The following is a 17,828-nucleotide window of genomic DNA, read 5'->3' as shown; positions in this document are numbered from 1 at the left end:
TGGGTTCGCAGGCGGCTCACACTCCGGCGGTCAGATCCGTCCACAGTGCATCTTCGCCGAGCGCGCGGGCTTCCCGCCCGAGCCAGATGGCCCAGCTGCGTTCGCTGCCGTGCTCGTCACGCCACGCCCACAGCTTCCGGGTCACGTGGTGCAATGAGTGCTCCTGCGTCACGCCCATCGCGCCGTGCAGCTGGTGGGCGTTGCGTGCGATGGAGGTCGCCGCGCGTGCGGCACGGATCTTGGCGGTGGCGGTACCGGCCAGCAACGTCTCGGCATCGTCGCGTTCGTGCGCCTCGCGGGCGCGGCCGAGCGCGGCTTCCGCCGAGACCAGATCCGTCCGCATCGTGGCGAGCGCGCTGGCCACCGATTTCACCGCGATCAACGGACGTCCGAACTGGTGGCGCTGCGTGACGTGCGCGCGGGTGATCTCGTGCGCCCCGCGTGCCGCGCCGACGATTCCGGCCGCGTTCAGCAGTGCGGCTCTGGCCAGCATTTCCGGCCGGGAAGGCGCCTGCGGCAATGCGACTCCACCGGACTCGGGAAGGACGACCGTGTCGCGCGGTTCACCGGCCAGGTTCGTGCTGCGTTCGATCCGGGACTCCGCCAGGTCGACGAGCAATGGTGCGCTTTGTTCCCGCCACACCACCAAGTGCTGCGCGTGCCGGGCCCACGGGACATCGTGCAGCGCGCCTTCGGCATCGGCGGACGCGGGCACGACCAGGCCCGCCGGGTCGTGCCCGCTGTCGACGAGTGCCCAGCGGGCGACTGCGGCCTCGGCCAGCGGAAGCGAAATGCCGCTCTCGGCGACCGCGGAGATCAGCGTGAGCAGATCGTCCAAAGTTCCGCCCGCTCCGCCGGAATCCTCGTCGATGGAGACGAGGGGCCAGTCCAGTTCGACCACTGTGGACCAGAGCGCGGGAAGCGCTTCGTCGGCCGGTTCCGGGGAAGCGGACCCGAGAACGTCCGCGGCGACCTCGGCGATCAACGGGTTGTTCACTGCGCCTCCTGCTTGGCGAGAATGGACAGCAGAACCTCGGAGGAGCCACCGCGGATGCTGAAACCGGGCGCGGCCATGATCGCCTCACCGAGCGGGCTGTCCGGTGGCACCACGCCGGAACCCGTTGCCCTGCGGGCGAATTCCAGCACTTCGCGCTCGAAGTCGGTGCCGAGGTACTTCAACGTCGCTGCCGCGCGCATCGGCGCCTCGCCCGCGTCGAGCGCGCCGGCGATCTGTGCGCACAGGCTGCGCAGCGTGGCCAACCGCGACACCAGCTCGCCGAGTTCGGCGAGCAGTCCGTCATCCTGGTCCACGCCGCCGGAAAGCAGCTGCTCCAGCACCGGGTACGTCGACAACACCCGCTCCGGTCCGCCGCGTTCGTAGGCGAGCTGCTCGGTCACCTGCCGCCAGCCGTTGCCCTCCACGCCGATCACCCTGCGCGCGGGCACGAACACGTCATCGAAGACCACCTCGTTGAAGTGGTGCGAACCGGCCATGTCGACGATCGGCGTCACGCTCACGCCGTCGGCGGTCATGTCCACGACGAACTCGGTGAGCCCCTCGTGCTTCTTCTCGGTCTTGTCGGTGCGCGCTAACAGGTAGGAGTGCGTGGCGTGATGCGCGTGGCTGGTCCAGATCTTCCTGCCGTTGACCCGGAAACCGCCGTCGACGCGTTGCGCGGTGGTGCGCACGGCAGCCAGGTCAGAGCCCGCCTCCGGCTCGCTCATGCCCAGGCACAGCACGTGCTCGCCGGAAGCGATCCCCGGCAGGATCTCGTCTTGGAGCTCTGCCGTTCCGTGCCGCAGGATCGACGGTCCGATCTGCCGATCGCCGATCCAGTGCGCGGCTACCGGCGCGCCCGCGCGCAGCAGTTCCTCGGTCACCACCAGCCGGTCCATATTGGACCGCTCGCCGCCGCCGACGCGTTCCGGCCAGGTCATGCCGATCCAGCCGTGCTCGGCCAATTCCTTGCTGAACGCGGGATCGTAGGAGCGCAGCCAGGCGTCCGGGCGCGGCCGGTAGCGCCCGTCGGCACGCCACCGGCGGCACACCTCGCGCACTTCGCGGCGCAGTTCGGCGAGCTCGGTCATGACACCGTTTCCTTTCCCGCACCGGGTTCGCGGCCCGCTTCGGCGACCGCGTCCCGCTCGGAGCGACTGAGGGCGACCGCGCGGGTCTCCGGCATGGCGAGGTAGACGATCAGCGAGAACAACGCGCAACCGGAGACGTAGAAGAAGAAGTAGTGCTCGTGCCCGGCATTGCGGAACGCCAGCGCGATGTATTCCGCGGTGCCGCCGAAGATCGCCTGCGCCAGCGAGTACGGCACGGCGACACCGACCGTGCGGACCGAAGTGGGGAACAACTCCGCTTTCACGCAGGCGTTGACCGACGAATAGCCGCAAACGATGGTCAGCGCCAGCACCGCGAGCGCGAGCGCCGCACCGAACGAGGGCCAGCGCTGGATCGCGGTCATGATCGGGTAGGTGCCCAATGTCGTTCCCACGCCGAAGAACATGAGCACCGGGCGGCGTCCGATGCGGTCCGACAGCGCCCCACCAACTGGCAGCAGCACGGCGAACACGCACAGCGCCAGGAACATCACCGAGGTGGCGGTGCCCTTGCTCAAACCGGCCGAGTTCACCAGGTATTTCGTTAGATACGTGGTGTAGGTGTAGAAGGCGACGCTGCCGCCGATGGTCAGGGCGAACACCAGCAGCGCCGCGCGCCTGTTGCGCCAGACTTCGGCCAGCGTGCCGCGCCGTCCGGAGTCGTTCGCCGTTTCCTCCTGGTACGCCGCGGTTTCCGGCAGCCGGCGCCGCAGGTAGAACACCACCACCGCGGCGATGGCGCCGATGACGAAGGGAATCCGCCAACCCCAAGCGGAAAGCTGCTGCGGAGTCAGCAGGCTCTGCAGCACCATGAGCACGGCCAGCCCGAACAGTTGCCCCAACGTCACCGAGACGTACTGGAAGCTGGACCCGAGTCCGCGGTGCCCGCGCTGGGAAGTCTCGGTCAGGTAGGAAGCGCTGGCCGCGTACTCCCCGCCGACGCTGAGTCCCTGCATGATCCGGGCGACCAGCAGGATCGCCGCGCCGAGGTAGCCGGCCTGGTCGTGGGTCGGAGCCACCGCGATCAACAGCGCGCTGACCGACATCATCGTGACCGACAGCGTGAGCCCGAACTTCCGGCCCCGCCGGTCGGCGACCCGGCCGAGCAGCCAGCCGCCCAGCGGCCGGGCGAGGAAGCCGACCGCGAACACCGCCGCGGTGTTCATCAACTGCGCCGTGGGACTGCCTTCGGGGAAGAACCTTTCCGCGAAGTACAGCGCGAAGCTGGCGTAGACGAACCAGTCGTACCACTCCACGAGGTTGCCGATCGAACCGCCGATGACGGCCCGCACGTACGATCCGCCCCGCTGTTGCGACCGCGCCGTCGACCCGCTGTGCACCGCGATTCTCCGCTCAGTCGCCGGGAACGCCTTTCAGCAGCAGGTCCGCCGCAGTCGCACCGCGGCCTTCCGGATGCACGATCAGCGGGTTCACCTCGAGCTCCACCAGCCGTTCGCCGAGCTGCGCGGCCAGCTGCGACAGCGCGGCGATGGCCTGCGCCGCACCGTCCACATCAGACCGTTCGCTGCCGCGGAATCCGTCCAGCAGCGGCCACCCGCGAAGGCGCCGCAGCATGTCGTGAGCTCCCTTGACGTCCACAGGGGCCAGTTCCGCGACCACATCCCCGTAGATCTCCGTGGTGACTCCGCCCATGCCCACCGTGAGCACCGGCGGGTATCCGTCCCTCGACCCCTGAACGCCCACGAGGAGTTCGACCCCGGCGGGAACGAGTTCCTGCACGAGCACGCCGCTGACCCGCGCGTCGGGAACGTTCTCCTTGACGGCGTCGAGGATTCGCTGCGCCGCGTGGTCCGCGCCGGTCGCTGATACACCGACGTGCACGCCGCCTGCGTCGCTCTTGTGCGGCACGTCCGGCGACTGGATCTTCAACACCAGCTCACCGCCCAGCTCGCGGGCGATGATCCCGGCTTCGGCCGGATCGGCCGCGAGTCGCCCGCGTGGCCGGGCCACGCCGATCGCGTCGAGCACGCCCGCCCCGGCCGACTCCGTGAGCTCACCGGCCGGAACGTCCGGCCACGACAGCTCGGCCACCTCCGCGGCCGGTGCGGGCCGCGCGACCAATCGGGACAGCAGCGTCAGCGCCGCACTCGTCGAAGGCAGCACCGGGATGCCCGCTCGCCGCAGCATCGCGGCCGGTTCCGCGATCTCGGCGTGCGAGTACTGCCAAGCCACCGCATACGGTTTCGCCGTGGCGCGCGAGGCACGCAGCAGCGACTCGGCGATCTGCTCGGCGGTGCGTCCGCCGAGCGTGGTCAGCAGCACCAGCACCGCATCCACGCCGCCGTCTTCGGCCACCGCCTCGCAGACCTGCCCGAGCTGCCCGGCATCGTTGATGACCTGCGCGGTCACGTCGACCGGATTGACCAGGCTGCCGAACGGAGGGATCAGCGGTGCCAGCGCGTCCTGCGTGGCCGGGCCGAGCTCGGGAATGCCCAGCCCGCGCGGCTCGGCCTGATCCGCGGCCAAGCTGCCCGCGCCACCGGAACTGGTGACCACGCCCAGCCGCGCGCCCGCGGGCCGCGGCCCGCCGAGCGCGATCGCGGTGTCGATCAGTTCGTCCACATCGTCCACCAGCACCGCCCCGGACCGCTCGGTGACCAGGTCGAACGCCGCACCGGAGCGCACCAGTGCGCCGGTGTGCGAGGCGGCGGCGCGCCGACCGGTGTCCGACCGCCCGGATCGCAGCACCACGACGTGCTTGCCCAGTTCTGCGGCCCGCGCGGTCAGCCGGGACCACTGCGCACCGCGGGGAAGCTGCTCGAAATAGCAGGCCAGCACGCGGATTTCGGGATCTTCCAACAGCAGCGCGGCGGACTCCGCTGCGGTCAGATCGGCCTGGTTGCCGACGCTGACCCACGCCGTGAGCCCGACGCCCCGGTCGGCGGCCATGCCCAGCACGCTGCCGCCGAGCGCGCCGCTCTGTCCGATGTAGGCGATGCCGCCGGTTTCGCTCGGCGGTGCGGAACCGATTCCCGCGCCGGAGCTGAACGATGCGGTCACCGCCCCCGGCCGGTAGATGAAGCCTTGGCAGTTCGGCCCGAGCACGCGGATTCCGCTGCTGCGGGCCAGTTCGGTCAGCTGCGCCTGCAACGCCGCGCCCGCGTCGTCGACTTCGGCGAACCCCGACGAGAGCACCACAGCCAGGCTCGCGCCCGCATGGGCGGACTGCGCCACCACGTCGAGCACCCGCTCGGCAGGCACCATGACCAGCACCAGGTCGATCGGTCCCGGCAACTGATCCACGGACGGGTAGCAGGGCAGGCCGTGCAGTTCCCGGTACCGCGGGTTCACCGGGTGGACCGTGCCGGTGAACCCGTCGCGCACCAGGAAGTCCGTCAGCCGCGCGGCCATCGCAGAGCGTTCCGAGGCGCCGACCACCGCGACCGCGCGCGGCCGGAACAATGCGTCCACATCGGACACTGTGCTCACCGGCCCTGGAAGTTCGGCCTGCGCTTCTCGCGGAACGCCGCCAGCGCCTCCGCGGAGTCCTCGGTGGACTGCACGATCGCCTGGTGCGAGGAGATCAGGTCCAGCGAGGTCCGCAGGTCGGTGCGCGCCGACTGGTACACCGCGCGCTTGATCGCCCGGATCGCCACCGGTGGCCCTGCGGCCAGCTTGCGGGCGAATTCGTAGGTCTTCTCGGAGAGTTCGTCGTCGGGATGGCGGTAGCTGGCGATGCCGAGCTCGACCGCCGTGGCGGAGTCGATGAAGTCACCGGTCCACAGCAGCTCCAGCGCCTTGGCCGTACCGACCAGCCGTGGCAGGAAGTAGCAACCGCCGTCGCCGGGCACCAGCCCCACCCGCACGTAGCCCTCGGAGAACCGCGCGGACTCGCCGACCAGCCGGATGTCGCACATCAGCGCCATGTCCATGCCCGCGCCCACGGCCACGCCGTTGACCGCGGCGATCACCGGTTTGTCCATGTCCTCCAGGGCGAGCGCGACCTGGTGCACCCGGTCGGTGAGCACGGTCTTGTCCTGCAGCACGGACTTGTCCTCGCCGGTGAAGTCGTCCAGGTCGACCCCGGAGCAGAACGCGTCCCCGGCGCCGGTGACGACCAGGACGCGCACCTGCGGGTCGGCCTGCGCCCGGCGGATCGCCGCGGCCCACTCGTCGACCATGTCCAGGGTGAACGCGTTCTTCTTGGCCGGGCGGTTGAGCAGGATCGTGCCCACGCCTTCGGAGACTCGGTACTCCAGGTCCGCCATGCTGTGCGCCTCCCTGCCGCTGCGCCGCGTTGCGCACCCGGGAGTAAAGCACCTCACAGCGGGGGAAGTCCATGCAAAATTGAATGCAATCCAGCCTCGCTCGCCGCTGCCCGAACCGGAGCGCAGCACCCCGCCCGACACGCCCGACCGTCACCGCCCCCAGCGATCTCGGAGAGGAGTGAACGGCCTGTTCGTCCCACTAGATTGGTCAAACGGTCCGTTCGCTCGAGAGTCGGGAAGCACGTGCGCGCGCCGCCAGCTCTGGGGACTCACGACGGAGCGAACAGGTGGTCCCGCCAGACGGGACGAAAGGACCGCTGGTGGCGGAAGTCGGCTGTCAGGACCGCGGCGCGGGGGACAAGGCCGGGCCCAGGTGGGTGCGGGTGGCCTCCCGATGGGCGTCCATCAGCTCGATGGCGCGTTCATTGTTGCCGCGGCGCAGCGCGGTGATCAGCTGCCGGTGCTCGCGGACGATGCGCCGCCGCGCCGCCTCGTCGTAGACGTAGACGGTGCGGTACGCCTCGGTGCGCTTCCAGACCCGCTCGATCTCGTCGACGACCAGGTCCAGCCCGGAGCAGCGGAACACCGCGAAGTGGAACTCGTGGTTGAGCTCCATGATCCGCGGCACGTCCGGACCCGCTCCCGCCTCGGCGATCCGGTCGTTGATCTCGGAGAGCCGGGCGAGCTGCTCGGCGCCGAGCCGGGGCAGTTCCCGCAACACCACCGCCTCCAACGCAGCGCGCATCAGGTACGCCTGGCGCAGCTCCTCGGCGGAAAGGCGGGTCACCGTGTAGCCGACGTTGCGCTCGTGCCGCAGCACGCCTTCGGCCTCCAGCGCCTGCAACGCTTCGCGCACCGGTACGCGGCTGACACCGAGGCGTTCGGCCAACGCCTCCTGCCGCAACGCCTGGCCGGGCAGCAGTTCCTGGTCGCGCAGCATCCGGCGGATCTCGTCGACCGCGCGGTGCACCGAACTCCGCGCCCGCGCGGAGCCGTCACTCGCCGAATCGCTCACTGACCCCGTCGTGCCCACTGCGCCCACTGTTCCCGCTCGCCTGACCACGGGCCGGCCCGGCCCGATCCGCGCGCATCATCGTACGGGGCTCGACCGCGCACTCCGGTGCAACCGAGCGCGGACCGGGCGGGCGTGACCGGGCCGCCGGCTCACTCGGCCTGCGGCGGCAGTTCGGTGACCGGCGGGACGTCGCGGTCGACCTTGCCGACCTCGGCAGCGCCGCCGGGGGAGCCGAGTTCGCTGAAGAACTCGGCGTTCGCCTGCGTGTACGGCTCGTACTCGGTGGGCACGTCGTCTTCGAAGTAGATCGCGTCCACCGGGCACACCGGCTCGCACGCCGCGCAGTCGATGCATTCGTCGGGGTGGATGTAGAGCATCCGCCCGCCTTCGTAGATGCAATCCACCGGGCACTCGTCCACGCACGCGCGGTCGAGCACGTCCACGCAGGGCTCGGTGATCACGTAGGTCACGGTGCCCTCCTAGTCGCATGTGGTCGGCGCGGCGCACCGCGAACGGCCTCCGCCGCGCACGCAGCAATCAGTTCGGAGCCCGGGACTTCCCAGCAGCAGGCGGAGCCGAAACGAGCCGGTGACGCCTCACACCTCAAGCTCCTCCAGCGCGGCGCTGATCGCGCGGTGGAAAGTGGGGTAGCCGTAGATCATCCGCCGCAGGCTCGCCACCGGCACTTCCGCGTGCACCGCCACGGCGAGCGCGCCGACCACCTCGCCGCCGTAGGGCGCGACCACGGTCGCACCGACCAGCACCCCGCGGTCGGCGTCGGCGACGAGCTTGATCAGGCCCTCGTTGCCCTCCTTGTGGATCCAGCCGCGCGGCGACGACGGGATCTCGGTGCTGGCAGTGCGCACCCGGACGCCCTGTTCGGCGGCGGCGGACTCGGTCCGCCCGACGGTGGCGACCTCCGGGTCGGTGAACGTGACCGCCGGAACCGCCCGGTAGTCCGCGGGCGAACCGTCCTGCCCCAGGATGTCCGCCGCGGCGATCGGAGCCTGGTACACCGAAGTGTGCGTGAACGCGCCGTGCCCGGTCACGTCCCCGATCGCCCACACCCCGTCCGCGGCCCGCAGCCGCTCGTCGACGGGGATCGTGCGCGCCCGCTCGTCGAGGCCGACCGCGCCGACGCCCAGACCGGCCAGGTCGGTGCGGCGGCCGGTCGCCACCAGCAGGCGCTGCACCCGCAGTTGCGCACCGGAATCGAGCTCGGCGTGGAACACCGAACCGTCATGCGACACCCGGCTCAAGCCGGTGCCGGTGCGCACGTCGATCCCTTCGCCGCGCAGCACGCCCTCCAGGCTCCGGGAAGCCTCGGGTTCGCCGGAAGCGAGGATGCGCTCACCGGCCTCGGCCACCGTCACCGCGCTGCCGAACCGGGCGAAGACCTGCGCGAACTCCAGCCCGACCGGGCCGGCGCCGAGCACCAGCACCGACTCCGGCGCCTCCCGGGCCTGCACCGCGTCGCGGTTGGTCCAGTACGGCGTGTCCGCCAGGCCGTCGATCGGCGGCACCGCGGGCTCGGTGCCCGGATTGAGCACGATCGCGCGGCGGGCACGCAGCACTCGCTGACCACCGCCGGTGAGCGACACGGTCACCTCACCGGGGCCGGTGATCCGGCCGCGGCCGCGGATCAGCTTGCCGCCGGTGGACTCGAAGCGCTTCACGGCCGGTCCGTCGTCCCAGCCGGAGGTGGCCTCGTCGCGGATGCGGTCGGCGACCTCGGTGTAGTCCGGGCGCACCTGCGACGAGCCCGCCAGCGCGGGCACCCGGCGGGCCTCGGCCAGCGATTCGGCCGCGCGCACCATCATCTTCGTCGGGATGCAGGCGTAGTACGGGCATTCCCCGCCGACCAGCCGCTCCTCGACCGCGACCACGTCCAGCCCGGCGGCGGCCAGCCTGCCCGCCGCGTCCTCCCCGCCGGGGCCCATGCCGATCACGACCGCGTCGACGTCTTCCGCTGCCATTCGCGCTCCTCGCTCGCTGCTGGACTTCGGCCAAGGGGTGCCCGCGCGCGGCGGGCGTCCACACCTGACCCGTGCACAACCTCTGATCCTCGACGTTCCCGCAGCAACATCGGCGCACCCCTGTCACCGCGAGTGCTGCGGCCCACCGGACGAGTGACTACAACTGGAAGCATGTCCGATACCGACACTTCCGCACTCGTACCGGGGCAGAGCACGGCGCGGGACAACGGTGAGCGGATCGGCCGTTCGCAGGCCGGGCACCTGGTGCTGATGCGCCGCCGGGTCGTCGAACCGGGTTTCGTCGTCACCGTGGACTCCCCGCAGCGCCCGGAGCTGCCCAGCGAGGTGATCACCACCGGCTGGGCGCACGCCAACGCCGCTTTCGACCGCCTGATGCGGGAGGGCTGATCCCGCGCGGGTGGTCGCGGCAGACCGGGAGGACCAGCGGACAGGCGCCCCGGCCCGTAAGGGAGAAGGCCGGGGCCCGAAGGGAGAAGGCCATGACCACCGCACGCGAGATCATGCACAGCGGAGCCCGCTGCGTCGGCGAGGACGAGACCTTGCAGACCGCCGCGCAGATGATGCGGGACCTGCGGGTCGGTTCGCTGCCGATCTGCGGCCGCGACGACCGCCTGCACGGGATGCTCACCGACCGCGACATCGTGCTGCACTGCTGCGCCGAAGGCCGCGACGCCGCCGAGGTCACCGCAGGCGAGGTGGCCGCGGGCACGCCGCACTGGGTCGCCGCCGACGCCGACATGTCCGAGGTGCTGGCGCTGATGGAGCGCTACCAGATCCGGCGCATCCCGGTCATCCACGACCACCGGCTGGCCGGGATGATCAGCGAGGCCGATCTGGCCCGCGGCATCACCGACGAGCAACTGGCGCACTTCGTGGAGCGGGTTTACCAGATGAGCTGAGCCGCAACCCTGATGCAACGCGGGCGATGTGCAATGGCGGGCGCCGCTGTCGAACGACACGCAAAGGCGGTGTCGGCCATGCCGATCTGCGCGAGTTGCCGTCAACCGATCCCACCGGCCGGACCTTCCGAGGACTTCTGCGGCGAGCAGTGCCAGCGGTACTGGCACTCCCGGAGGGTCAACACCGACGCGGGGCGCCGCGAAGACGACCGCCCGCTGCCCGCCCGCCGCCACCGCGCCGCCAGCGCATAACCCGTTGGGGTGTTTATGCTCGTCAGTGCCTTGTCTTCCAGCTTGCAGGGGGCCGGCGAGCGATGGCGACACGAGTGTTCGTGGTCGACGACCACGAGGTGATCCGGCGCGGCGTGGCCGTGCTGATGAAGTCCGATCCCGAACTGGACCTGGTCGGTGAGGCCGCCTCGTTCGCCGAGGCGGTCGCCCTGGCCCAGCGGGCCGAACCGGACGTGGCCGTGCTGGACGTGCGGCTGCCCGACGGCAACGGGGTCGAGTTGTGCCGCGAGCTGCGGTCGCAGCACCCGCAGCTGCGGTGCCTGATGCTGACGTCCTTCGACGACCACGAGGCGTTGATGGACGCGATCCTGGCCGGTGCTTCCGGCTTCGTGCTCAAAGGCGTGGTCAGCGAGGAGCTGCTCAGCGCGTTGCGCACGGTCGGCGCGGGCAAGTCGCTGCTGAGCCCGCGCAAGACCGAGGCGATGCTGGCCTGGCTGCGCAAGGAGCAGGAACGCGCCGATCCGCTGCGGGAGCTGACGGCGCGCGAGCGCGAGGTGCTGGAGCTGATCGGGGAGGGGCTGACCAACCGCGAGATCTCCGGGCGGATGTACCTCGCCGAGAAGACGATCAAGAACTACGTCTCGCAGCTGCTGGCGAAGCTGGCCATGCGGCACCGCAGCGAGGCCGCGGTGCTGGCCACCGAGCTGCGCCTGGACCGGGGCGGCCGGAGCAAGGACTGACGTGGCCGCCGAGGACCCCGGGCGGGCGCGGCTGCTCGCCGGGTTGCGGGACCTGCGCGACGGCAACTTCCGCCGCAGGTTGCCGGTGGCCGGGCCGGACGCCGAAATCGCCGCGGTGTGCAACGAGCTCGCCGAGCGGGACCAGCGCTTGGTCGCCGAGTTGTCCCGGCTGACCGAGCAGGCCGTGCGCGGCGAGTGGCCGGTCGATCCTGCCGAGGTCGGCGGCGGGGGCGGCTGGCAGCAGGCCGAGCGGGCGATGAACGAGCTGACCGACGCGTTGCTGCGACCGGCCGGCGAGCTCGTGCGGGTGCTCGGCGCGGTCGCCGAGGGCGACCTGACGCAACGGATGTCCCGGCGGGCCGGTGATCGCGCCCCTGGCAGGCTCGGCGACCTCGCCGGCACCGTGAACAACCTGCTCGACCAGCTCTCGATGTTCGCCTCCGAGGTCGGCAGGCTGGCCGCGGAGATCGGCACCGAAGGCAGGCTGGGCGGGCAGGCGCAGGTGCCCGGCCTGCTCGGGACCTGGCGGGACCTTTCCGACTCGGTGAACCGGATGGCGGCCGACCTCACCGGCCAGGTGCGGGACATCTCGCAGGTCGCCGCCGCGGTCGCCCGCGGGGACCTGAGCCGCCGCATCGTGGTGCCGGTCTCCGGGGAGATGGGCGAGCTCAAGAGCACCATCAACACGATGGTCGATCAGCTCTCGGAGTTCGCCGACGAGGTCACGCGGGTGGCCCGCGAGGTCGGCAGCGAGGGCAGGCTGGGCGGGCAGGCGCAGGTGCCGGGAGCCGCCGGGACCTGGCGCGGGCTGACCGACTCGGTGAACCTGATGGCCGACAACCTCACGGCGCAGGTCCGCAACATCTCGCAGATCGCCACCGCCGTGGCTCGCGGCGACCTGAGCCGCAAGATCGACGTGGACGCCCGCGGCGAGATCCTGGCGTTGAAGGACACGTTGAACACGATGGTCGATCAGCTCTCCGCGTTCGCCGACGAGGTCACGCGGGTGGCCCGCGAGGTCGGCACCGAGGGCAAGCTGGGCGGGCAGGCGCGGGCCGCCGGGGTCGCGGGAACCTGGAAGGACCTCACCGACAACGTGAACCTGATGGCCGACAACCTGACCGCGCAGGTGCGCAACATTTCCGCGGTCGCCGCGGCGGTCGCGGGCGGCGACCTGACCAAGAAGATCACCGTGGAGACCAAGGGCGAGGTCGCGGAGCTGGCCGCGACCATCAACGGGATGGTCGAGACGCTCGGCGCGTTCGCGGACCAGGTCACCGTGGTCGCCCGCGAGGTCGGCACCGAAGGCATCCTCGGCGGGCAGGCGCGGGTTCCGGGCGTGGCCGGGACCTGGAAGGACCTCACCGACAACGTGAACCTGATGGCGCGCAACCTCACCAACCAGGTGCGCAACATCGCCCAGGTGACGACCGCGGTCGCCGAGGGCGACCTGTCCAAGAAGATCGACGCGGCCGCGCAGGGCGAGATCCTGGAGCTCAAGACCACCATCAACACCATGGTCGACCGGCTGTCCGGGTTCGCCGCCGAGGTGACGCGGGTGGCCCGCGAGGTCGGTACCGAGGGCAGGCTCGGCGGCCAGGCCGAGGTCACCGACGTCTCCGGCACCTGGCAGCAGCTCACCGACAGCGTCAACCGGCTCGCGGGGAACCTGACCACCCAGGTGCGCGCGATCGCGTCGGTGGCCAACGCGGTCACCACCGGCGACCTGACGCGGCAGATCACCTTGGAAGCCCGCGGGGAGGTCGCCGAGCTCACCGAGGACGTCAACGCGATGATCTCGAACCTGGCGGCCACCACCCGCGCCAACGAGGACACCGACTGGCTCAAGACGCACCTGGCGCGGATGTCCGGGCTGGTGCGCGGGCTGGGTGAGCTCTCCGCGCTGGCCTCGCTGACCATGCGCGAGCTGGTGCCGCTGGTTTCCGCGCAGTGCGGCGCGTTCTACCTGGCCCGGACCGGCGACGACGTGCCCGGTGGGGTGGTGCTGGAGCGCGCCGGTTCCTACGGCTTGCCGTCCGATGGTGTGCCGGAGCGGTTCGAGCTGGGCGAGTCGCTGGTGGGCCAGGCGGCGATCGATGGCCGCACGATCGTGGTGCGCGGCGCGCCGCCGGAGTACCTGCGGATCAGCTCCGGGCTCGGCGAGGCCGCGCCCGCGGCGGTGGCCGTGGTGCCGGTGCTGTTCGAGAACCAGGTGCTCGCGGTGCTGGAACTGGCCTCGGTGCACGAGTTCAGCGAACTGCACCTGGATCTGTTGCAGCGGTTGCAGGAGACGCTGGGCGTCGAGGTGAACACGATCGTCTCCAACACGCGCACCGAGGAGCTGCTGAGCGAATCCCAGCACCTGGCCAGCGAACTGCAGGCCCGCTCCGAACAACTGGAGCAGCAGCAGGAGGAGCTGCGCCGCTCCAACACCGAGCTGGAGGAGAACGCCGCGCAGCTGGCCGCGCGCAACCGGGACATCGAGATCAAGAACAGCGAGATCGAGCAGGCCCGCCAGCAGCTGGAGGAACGCGCGGGCGAGCTTTCCCAGGCGTCGGCCTACAAGTCGGACTTCCTGGCGAACATGTCGCACGAGCTGCGCACGCCGCTGAACAGTTCGCTGATGCTGGCCAGGCTGCTGGCCGACAACGTCGACGGCAATCTCACCGAGCAGCAGGTGGACCTGGCCCGGACCATGCACGGCGCGCTCACCGATCTGCTCGGCTTGATCAACGACGTGCTCGATCTGTCCAAAGTGGAAGCCGGACACATGGCGGTGCTGCCCGCGGACACCGAAATCGCCGCGCTGGCCGGGCATCTGGAGTCGTTGTACCGGCCGCTGGCCGAGGAGCAGGGGCTCCAGTTCGCGGTCGAACTCGCCGACGAGCTGCCCGGCACGCTGCACACCGACCAGAGCAGGCTGGAGCAGATCCTGCGCAACCTGCTGTCGAACGCGCTGAAGTTCACCGAGCAGGGTTCGGTGCGGCTGCGGATCGCCCCGGCAGGGCCGGGCGCGCCCGGATCGCTGCACGGAGTTCCCGGTGTGCTGGCCTTTTCCGTGCGCGACACCGGAATCGGCGTGCCCGAGGGAAAACTGGAGCGGATCTTCGAAGCGTTCCAGCAGGGCGACGGGACCATCGTGCGCCGCTACGGCGGAACCGGGCTGGGGCTGTCGATCAGCCGGGAGCTGACGGCGCTGCTGGGCGGGGAACTGCGCGTCAGCAGCGAATCCGGAGCCGGCAGCGAGTTCACGCTCTACCTGCCGCCGGAAACCCCGGAAGGCGGTGCGCAGGAGCCGCGGGACGTGCCGGAACAGCGCGGTCCGGTCCCGGTACCGGACCGGTCGGCGGCGCCGACCAGCGCCGAGGTCAACTACGACGTGACCGCGGAAGGCATCGACCCGCCGATGCTGGATTGGGAACCGGGCGCGTTCGGTGCGGGCGAAGACGCCGATGCCGCCGACGGCGACGCACCGCCGGAAACCGCCGTGCAGCGGCCGCTGTTGCGCTTCCAAGGGCAGAAGGTGCTGGTCGTCGACGACGATCCGCGCAGCGTCTACGCGCTGAGCGCGCTGCTGGAGCAGCACGGGCTGCGCGTGGTCTACGTCGACAGCGGCATCGCCGGGCTCAACGCCCTGCAGGAGCACGACGACGTGGCGGTGGTGCTGATGGACGTGATGATGCCGGAACTGGACGGCAATTCCACGATCCGCACCATCCGGCAGATGCCGCGGCACCAGCAGTTGCCGATCATCGCGGTGACCGCGAAGGCGATGAAGGGCGACCGGGAGCAGAGCCTGTCCTGCGGCGCGACCGAATGCGTCACGAAGCCCGTCGATTCCGGCTTCCTGCTGGACCTGCTCGCCGCGCATCTGGTGGCCGAAACGGTCCCCGAACCGGGGGCCGAGTGAGTCCGGCGGGCGGCGTCAGGTCAGAAATAGTTGCCACGGCGTGGGGGTCGCCGTGGCCGCAACCGCCGAAGCTCGCTGCACGAACTCGTCAGCCGTCGCGCGGTTCGTCGGTGCTCGGGAGTTCGGCGAGCTGTTCGCGCAGGCGCTGGAACCAGTGCAGGTCACGGGCGAACGTCGCGTCGTAGTGGTCCACACCGTGCGGGGAATCCCGCTGCGGCTCGGGGAACCCGGGTTGTCGTGCCATCGAAAAGGTCCTGTGGTCGGGAGTCCGGCCTCGCTCGGGGGACAGACGAGGCCGGAATTCCCCAGTCTACTGGCGTGCGCAGCGTTGCTCCGTCCGGTGTCGGTCGACTCACAAGCGGTGTGGATCGCGATGGTTTAGCATACTGTATGCACTGTCGGGAGGAGGCGAACCACCATGCGAAGACTGCGGGATCTGTTGCGCGCCGTCGCCGAGCTGCCGCGCGGGCACGGCGCCGACGGGCGGATGCTCGGGATGCTCACCGCCACGGCGATCGAATCGAGCCGCCGCAGGCGGCACGATCGGCCCGTCGGCCTGCCGGTGCACCCGGACCCGGCGTTGCCCCGGCAGCGCCAGGGAGCGGGTGAGCGGTGACGACGGCGGGTTCGGCGCACATCCGCCGAACCCGCCGCCGCATCAGCGCTTGCGAACCCGTTCGGCCTGCTGGACGTACTGCTGCAGCAGCGACCGCGCGAGTTCGTTGCGCGCGGCGATCCGCAGGAACCAGTGCGGCGCCAGCCGTTCGTGCAGCCACAGGAACCCGATCGCGAACCCGGTCCCGAGCAGCGCCTGGTAGAGCAGGAAACCCAGCGGTGCCTCCGGCAATCCCGGGGAACCGCCCAACACCCAGCGCGTCGCCACCTCGTGCACCAAGCGGGCCAGCGGGAAACCGGCGAGCCAGTACAGCGCTACCGGTGCGAACATCCCGGGCCGCGCCAGCCCGGTCACCAGCAGCACGCCGTGCCCGCCGCCGAGCACGCCCAGCGGCAGCATCAGCGCCAGCGTCGTCACCACCGTCCACATCGGAGGTTGCTGCGCCATCGCCGCGAGCGGCCCTGCGAAACCACCGGCAAGCACCCCGATCAACGCTCCAGGCACCGCGATCTCGGCCGTGCGCCCGATCCGCGCGGCTCGGTTCGTTCCGGCGTCGCTCATCTCAGCTCACGACCACGCCGAAGCGGAACAGGCTGTAGAACAGCATGCCGAGGTAGAACACCGCGCCGAACCCGATGATCAGGTTGCTCCACCACCGCGGCCGGATCGGCCGCGGTAGCAACCGGTTGTTCACCAGCAGCAGCACCACGCAGTACGCGCCCATCGCGAACGTCGACAGGAATGCCAGCACGTCGAGCACCGCGGCAGGCCCGTCCGCGGGCCCGAACAGCAGGACCAGGATGCCGAAGGCGATCACGCCCCACAGGAATCCGGCGTAGAGGTGCGAAATCCGGAACCTGCGTGCGCCCGGCACGAAGTGGTGGGTCATGTCCGCCTGCCCGCGGGAGAACGAGTCGAACAGCCCGAGCGTGGCGTTGAGCCCGATCAGCGCGATGAATCCGAGGAACACCGAGCCCATCCAGGATCCGCCCGCCGCGGAGAACGAGTCGGCCATGGCACCCAGCGCGGCGTCCCGGTCACCGGACTCGATCAGCTCGGCGACGTTCGGGTTGCGCCGCGCCGCGGACTGGGCGAGCACCGTGAACGCGATCGTCACCAGCATGGTCACGCCCCAGAACAGCAGCAACGCGTCGAAGGTGACCCACCGCCGCCAGCCCTTCCACTTGCGCATCTCGGCGGGGTCGCCGGTGTCGAACATGAACCCGCGCGAGGGCATCGTCTCTTCCTCGTCGGCGTGCCGCAGACCGCGGATCCGGGGGATGTGCGCGCCCATTCCGGCGCCCTTGTCCCGCAGGTGCAGGGTGTACCACATCTGCTGCATTCCGGACGGTCCCGCGAACGCGACGGAGCCGACCACGATGGGGAACCAGGTCGCCGACATCGCCTCCGGCGGGAAGTAGCCGAAGTGCAGCATCCCGGTCAGCGTGCTGGACAGGTCGCTGAGGTTGCCCGCCATCGCGGCCACCACGGTGGTGCCGACCACCAGCAGTCCGATGAGGACGCTGAGCACGTTCTCCAGCAGCGAGTAGATCACCTTCGCCAGGCTGAACACCACGCCCACCAGGATCAGCCCGGCACAGGCCGAAACCACCCACGGCAGCCCGGTGATCTTCTCCAGTGCCGCGGCACCGGCCGAGAGATGCCCCGGCCAGATGTAGACGGCGATCGCGGTGACGAAGAAGAACCACATCAGCGGTTTCGCCAACCGGGCCGCTCCGGTGAAGATGCTCTCGCCGGTGGCCATCGCCCACCGCGCCATCTCCAGCATCACCACGGCCTGCAAGGTGACGCCGATCAGGAACAGCCAGCGGATCTCCGGGCCGAACACCAGCACCAGGCGCGGCCACATGTAGGACTCGCCCATGCCGACGCCCAGTGCCACCAGAAACACGGTGGGTCCGAGCAGGTGGATCGACGGCGGTGCGTCCGGCAGCGGCCGGATCGGCATCGCCTCCAGCTTCCCGGCCCGCCACACCCCGGGCCGGGCACGCGCCGAGGGCGCTAAGTCGGGCTCCTGTTCCGCTTCGCCGTACGACGCGGATTTGTCGGCTTCCATTCCGGGTC

Annotated in this window: 16 protein-coding genes; 5 read left to right on the top strand and 11 right to left on the bottom strand. The window is 70.6% G+C overall.

Annotated elements, in window-relative coordinates:
• Window positions 1–16: 16 nt before the first annotated feature.
• The 8 genes from INP57_RS30345 to INP57_RS14230 form a co-directional block, all read right to left on the bottom strand.
• The gene (locus INP57_RS30345; protein ID WP_200070674.1) at window positions 17–997 is read right to left on the bottom strand and encodes an acyl-CoA dehydrogenase family protein; all 981 of its coding nucleotides are present in this window, start codon (window positions 995–997) and stop codon (window positions 17–19) included.
• Window positions 994–2,088 carry an acyl-CoA dehydrogenase family protein gene (locus tag INP57_RS14260; protein ID WP_200070673.1) on the bottom strand — a complete coding sequence of 365 codons (1,095 nt, stop codon included), beginning with the start codon at window positions 2,086–2,088 and terminating at the stop codon, window positions 994–996. Before INP57_RS14260 ends, INP57_RS30345 begins: the two co-directional genes overlap by 4 nt.
• Complete coding sequence (locus INP57_RS14255; RefSeq protein ID WP_307850074.1) at window positions 2,085–3,398, bottom strand: MFS transporter; 1,314 nt, start codon at window positions 3,396–3,398, stop codon at window positions 2,085–2,087. Before INP57_RS14255 ends, INP57_RS14260 begins: the two co-directional genes overlap by 4 nt.
• A 61-nt stretch (window positions 3,399–3,459) precedes the next feature.
• The gene (locus tag INP57_RS14250) at window positions 3,460–5,556 is read right to left on the bottom strand and encodes an acetate--CoA ligase family protein (protein ID WP_307850073.1); all 2,097 of its coding nucleotides are present in this window, start codon (window positions 5,554–5,556) and stop codon (window positions 3,460–3,462) included.
• On the bottom strand, window positions 5,553–6,335 hold the full coding sequence (locus INP57_RS14245; protein WP_200070670.1) for an enoyl-CoA hydratase/isomerase family protein: 783 nt from the start codon (window positions 6,333–6,335) through the stop codon (window positions 5,553–5,555). The genes INP57_RS14250 and INP57_RS14245 overlap by 4 nt, the downstream gene beginning before the upstream one ends.
• Window positions 6,336–6,672: 337 nt before the next feature.
• On the bottom strand, window positions 6,673–7,350 hold the full coding sequence (locus INP57_RS30340; protein WP_200070669.1) for a GntR family transcriptional regulator: 678 nt from the start codon (window positions 7,348–7,350) through the stop codon (window positions 6,673–6,675).
• A 149-nt stretch (window positions 7,351–7,499) separates the two neighbouring features.
• On the bottom strand, window positions 7,500–7,820 hold the full coding sequence (fdxA, locus tag INP57_RS14235) for a ferredoxin (protein WP_200070668.1): 321 nt from the start codon (window positions 7,818–7,820) through the stop codon (window positions 7,500–7,502).
• A 126-nt stretch (window positions 7,821–7,946) separates the two neighbouring features.
• Window positions 7,947–9,326: a dihydrolipoyl dehydrogenase family protein gene (locus tag INP57_RS14230; RefSeq protein ID WP_200070667.1), complete on the bottom strand. Its 1,380-nt coding sequence runs from the start codon at window positions 9,324–9,326 to the stop codon at window positions 7,947–7,949.
• A gap of 171 nt (window positions 9,327–9,497) precedes the next feature.
• Here INP57_RS14230 and INP57_RS14225 point away from each other — a divergent pair, with 171 nt between their 5' ends.
• From INP57_RS14225 to INP57_RS14210, 4 genes are all read left to right on the top strand, one after another.
• Window positions 9,498–9,734, top strand: a complete 237-nt coding sequence (locus INP57_RS14225) for a hypothetical protein (RefSeq protein ID WP_233627525.1) — start codon at window positions 9,498–9,500, stop codon at window positions 9,732–9,734.
• A gap of 92 nt (window positions 9,735–9,826) precedes the next feature.
• Entirely contained in the window at window positions 9,827–10,246 is a 420-nt protein-coding gene (locus INP57_RS14220) for a CBS domain-containing protein (RefSeq protein ID WP_200070665.1), read from the top strand.
• A 314-nt stretch (window positions 10,247–10,560) separates the two neighbouring features.
• The gene (locus INP57_RS14215; RefSeq protein WP_200070664.1) at window positions 10,561–11,217 is read left to right on the top strand and encodes a response regulator; all 657 of its coding nucleotides are present in this window, start codon (window positions 10,561–10,563) and stop codon (window positions 11,215–11,217) included.
• 1 nt (window position 11,218) lies between these two features.
• Window positions 11,219–15,127 carry a HAMP domain-containing protein gene (locus INP57_RS14210; protein ID WP_307850072.1) on the top strand — a complete coding sequence of 1,303 codons (3,909 nt, stop codon included), beginning with the start codon at window positions 11,219–11,221 and terminating at the stop codon, window positions 15,125–15,127.
• 88 nt (window positions 15,128–15,215) lie between these two features.
• Here the strand turns inward: INP57_RS14210 and INP57_RS14205 are convergent, their stop codons facing one another.
• Complete coding sequence (locus tag INP57_RS14205) at window positions 15,216–15,371, bottom strand: hypothetical protein (RefSeq protein WP_200070663.1); 156 nt, start codon at window positions 15,369–15,371, stop codon at window positions 15,216–15,218.
• Between the two features lie 174 nt (window positions 15,372–15,545).
• Between INP57_RS14205 and INP57_RS14200 the strand changes: the two genes are divergently transcribed.
• Window positions 15,546–15,743: a hypothetical protein gene (locus INP57_RS14200; protein ID WP_200070662.1), complete on the top strand. Its 198-nt coding sequence runs from the start codon at window positions 15,546–15,548 to the stop codon at window positions 15,741–15,743.
• Between the two features lie 42 nt (window positions 15,744–15,785).
• On the opposite strand, the gene INP57_RS14195 is transcribed toward INP57_RS14200, so the two are convergent.
• Both INP57_RS14195 and INP57_RS14190 read right to left on the bottom strand, forming a co-directional pair.
• A complete protein-coding gene (locus INP57_RS14195) occupies window positions 15,786–16,304 on the bottom strand; it encodes a hypothetical protein (RefSeq protein ID WP_200070661.1) in 519 nt (172 codons plus the stop codon).
• A 1-nt stretch (window position 16,305) separates the two neighbouring features.
• Window positions 16,306–17,820: an Nramp family divalent metal transporter gene (locus INP57_RS14190; protein ID WP_233627524.1), complete on the bottom strand. Its 1,515-nt coding sequence runs from the start codon at window positions 17,818–17,820 to the stop codon at window positions 16,306–16,308.
• Between the last annotated feature and the right edge of the window lie 8 nt (window positions 17,821–17,828).

Source organism: Saccharopolyspora galaxeae (assembly GCF_016526145.1).
Lineage (GTDB): Bacteria > Actinomycetota > Actinomycetes > Mycobacteriales > Pseudonocardiaceae > Saccharopolyspora_C > Saccharopolyspora_C galaxeae.
The sequence above is the reverse complement of the archived record's forward strand: the minus strand, read 5'-3'. Positions and strand labels throughout refer to the sequence as shown.

Coding starts and splice junctions, on each gene's coding strand:
- INP57_RS14200 (WP_200070662.1), top strand. CDS start 15,546: ATGCGAAGACTGCGGGATCTGTTGCGCGCCGTCGCCGAGCTGCCGCGC.
- INP57_RS14220 (WP_200070665.1), top strand. CDS start 9,827: ATGACCACCGCACGCGAGATCATGCACAGCGGAGCCCGCTGCGTCGGC.
- INP57_RS14245 (WP_200070670.1), bottom strand. CDS start 6,335: ATGGCGGACCTGGAGTACCGAGTCTCCGAAGGCGTGGGCACGATCCTG.
- INP57_RS14230 (WP_200070667.1), bottom strand. CDS start 9,326: ATGGCAGCGGAAGACGTCGACGCGGTCGTGATCGGCATGGGCCCCGGC.
- INP57_RS14260 (WP_200070673.1), bottom strand. CDS start 2,088: ATGACCGAGCTCGCCGAACTGCGCCGCGAAGTGCGCGAGGTGTGCCGC.
- INP57_RS14195 (WP_200070661.1), bottom strand. CDS start 16,304: ATGAGCGACGCCGGAACGAACCGAGCCGCGCGGATCGGGCGCACGGCC.
- INP57_RS14215 (WP_200070664.1), top strand. CDS start 10,561: ATGGCGACACGAGTGTTCGTGGTCGACGACCACGAGGTGATCCGGCGC.
- INP57_RS14225 (WP_233627525.1), top strand. CDS start 9,498: ATGTCCGATACCGACACTTCCGCACTCGTACCGGGGCAGAGCACGGCG.
- INP57_RS14205 (WP_200070663.1), bottom strand. CDS start 15,371: ATGGCACGACAACCCGGGTTCCCCGAGCCGCAGCGGGATTCCCCGCAC.
- INP57_RS14190 (WP_233627524.1), bottom strand. CDS start 17,820: ATGGAAGCCGACAAATCCGCGTCGTACGGCGAAGCGGAACAGGAGCCC.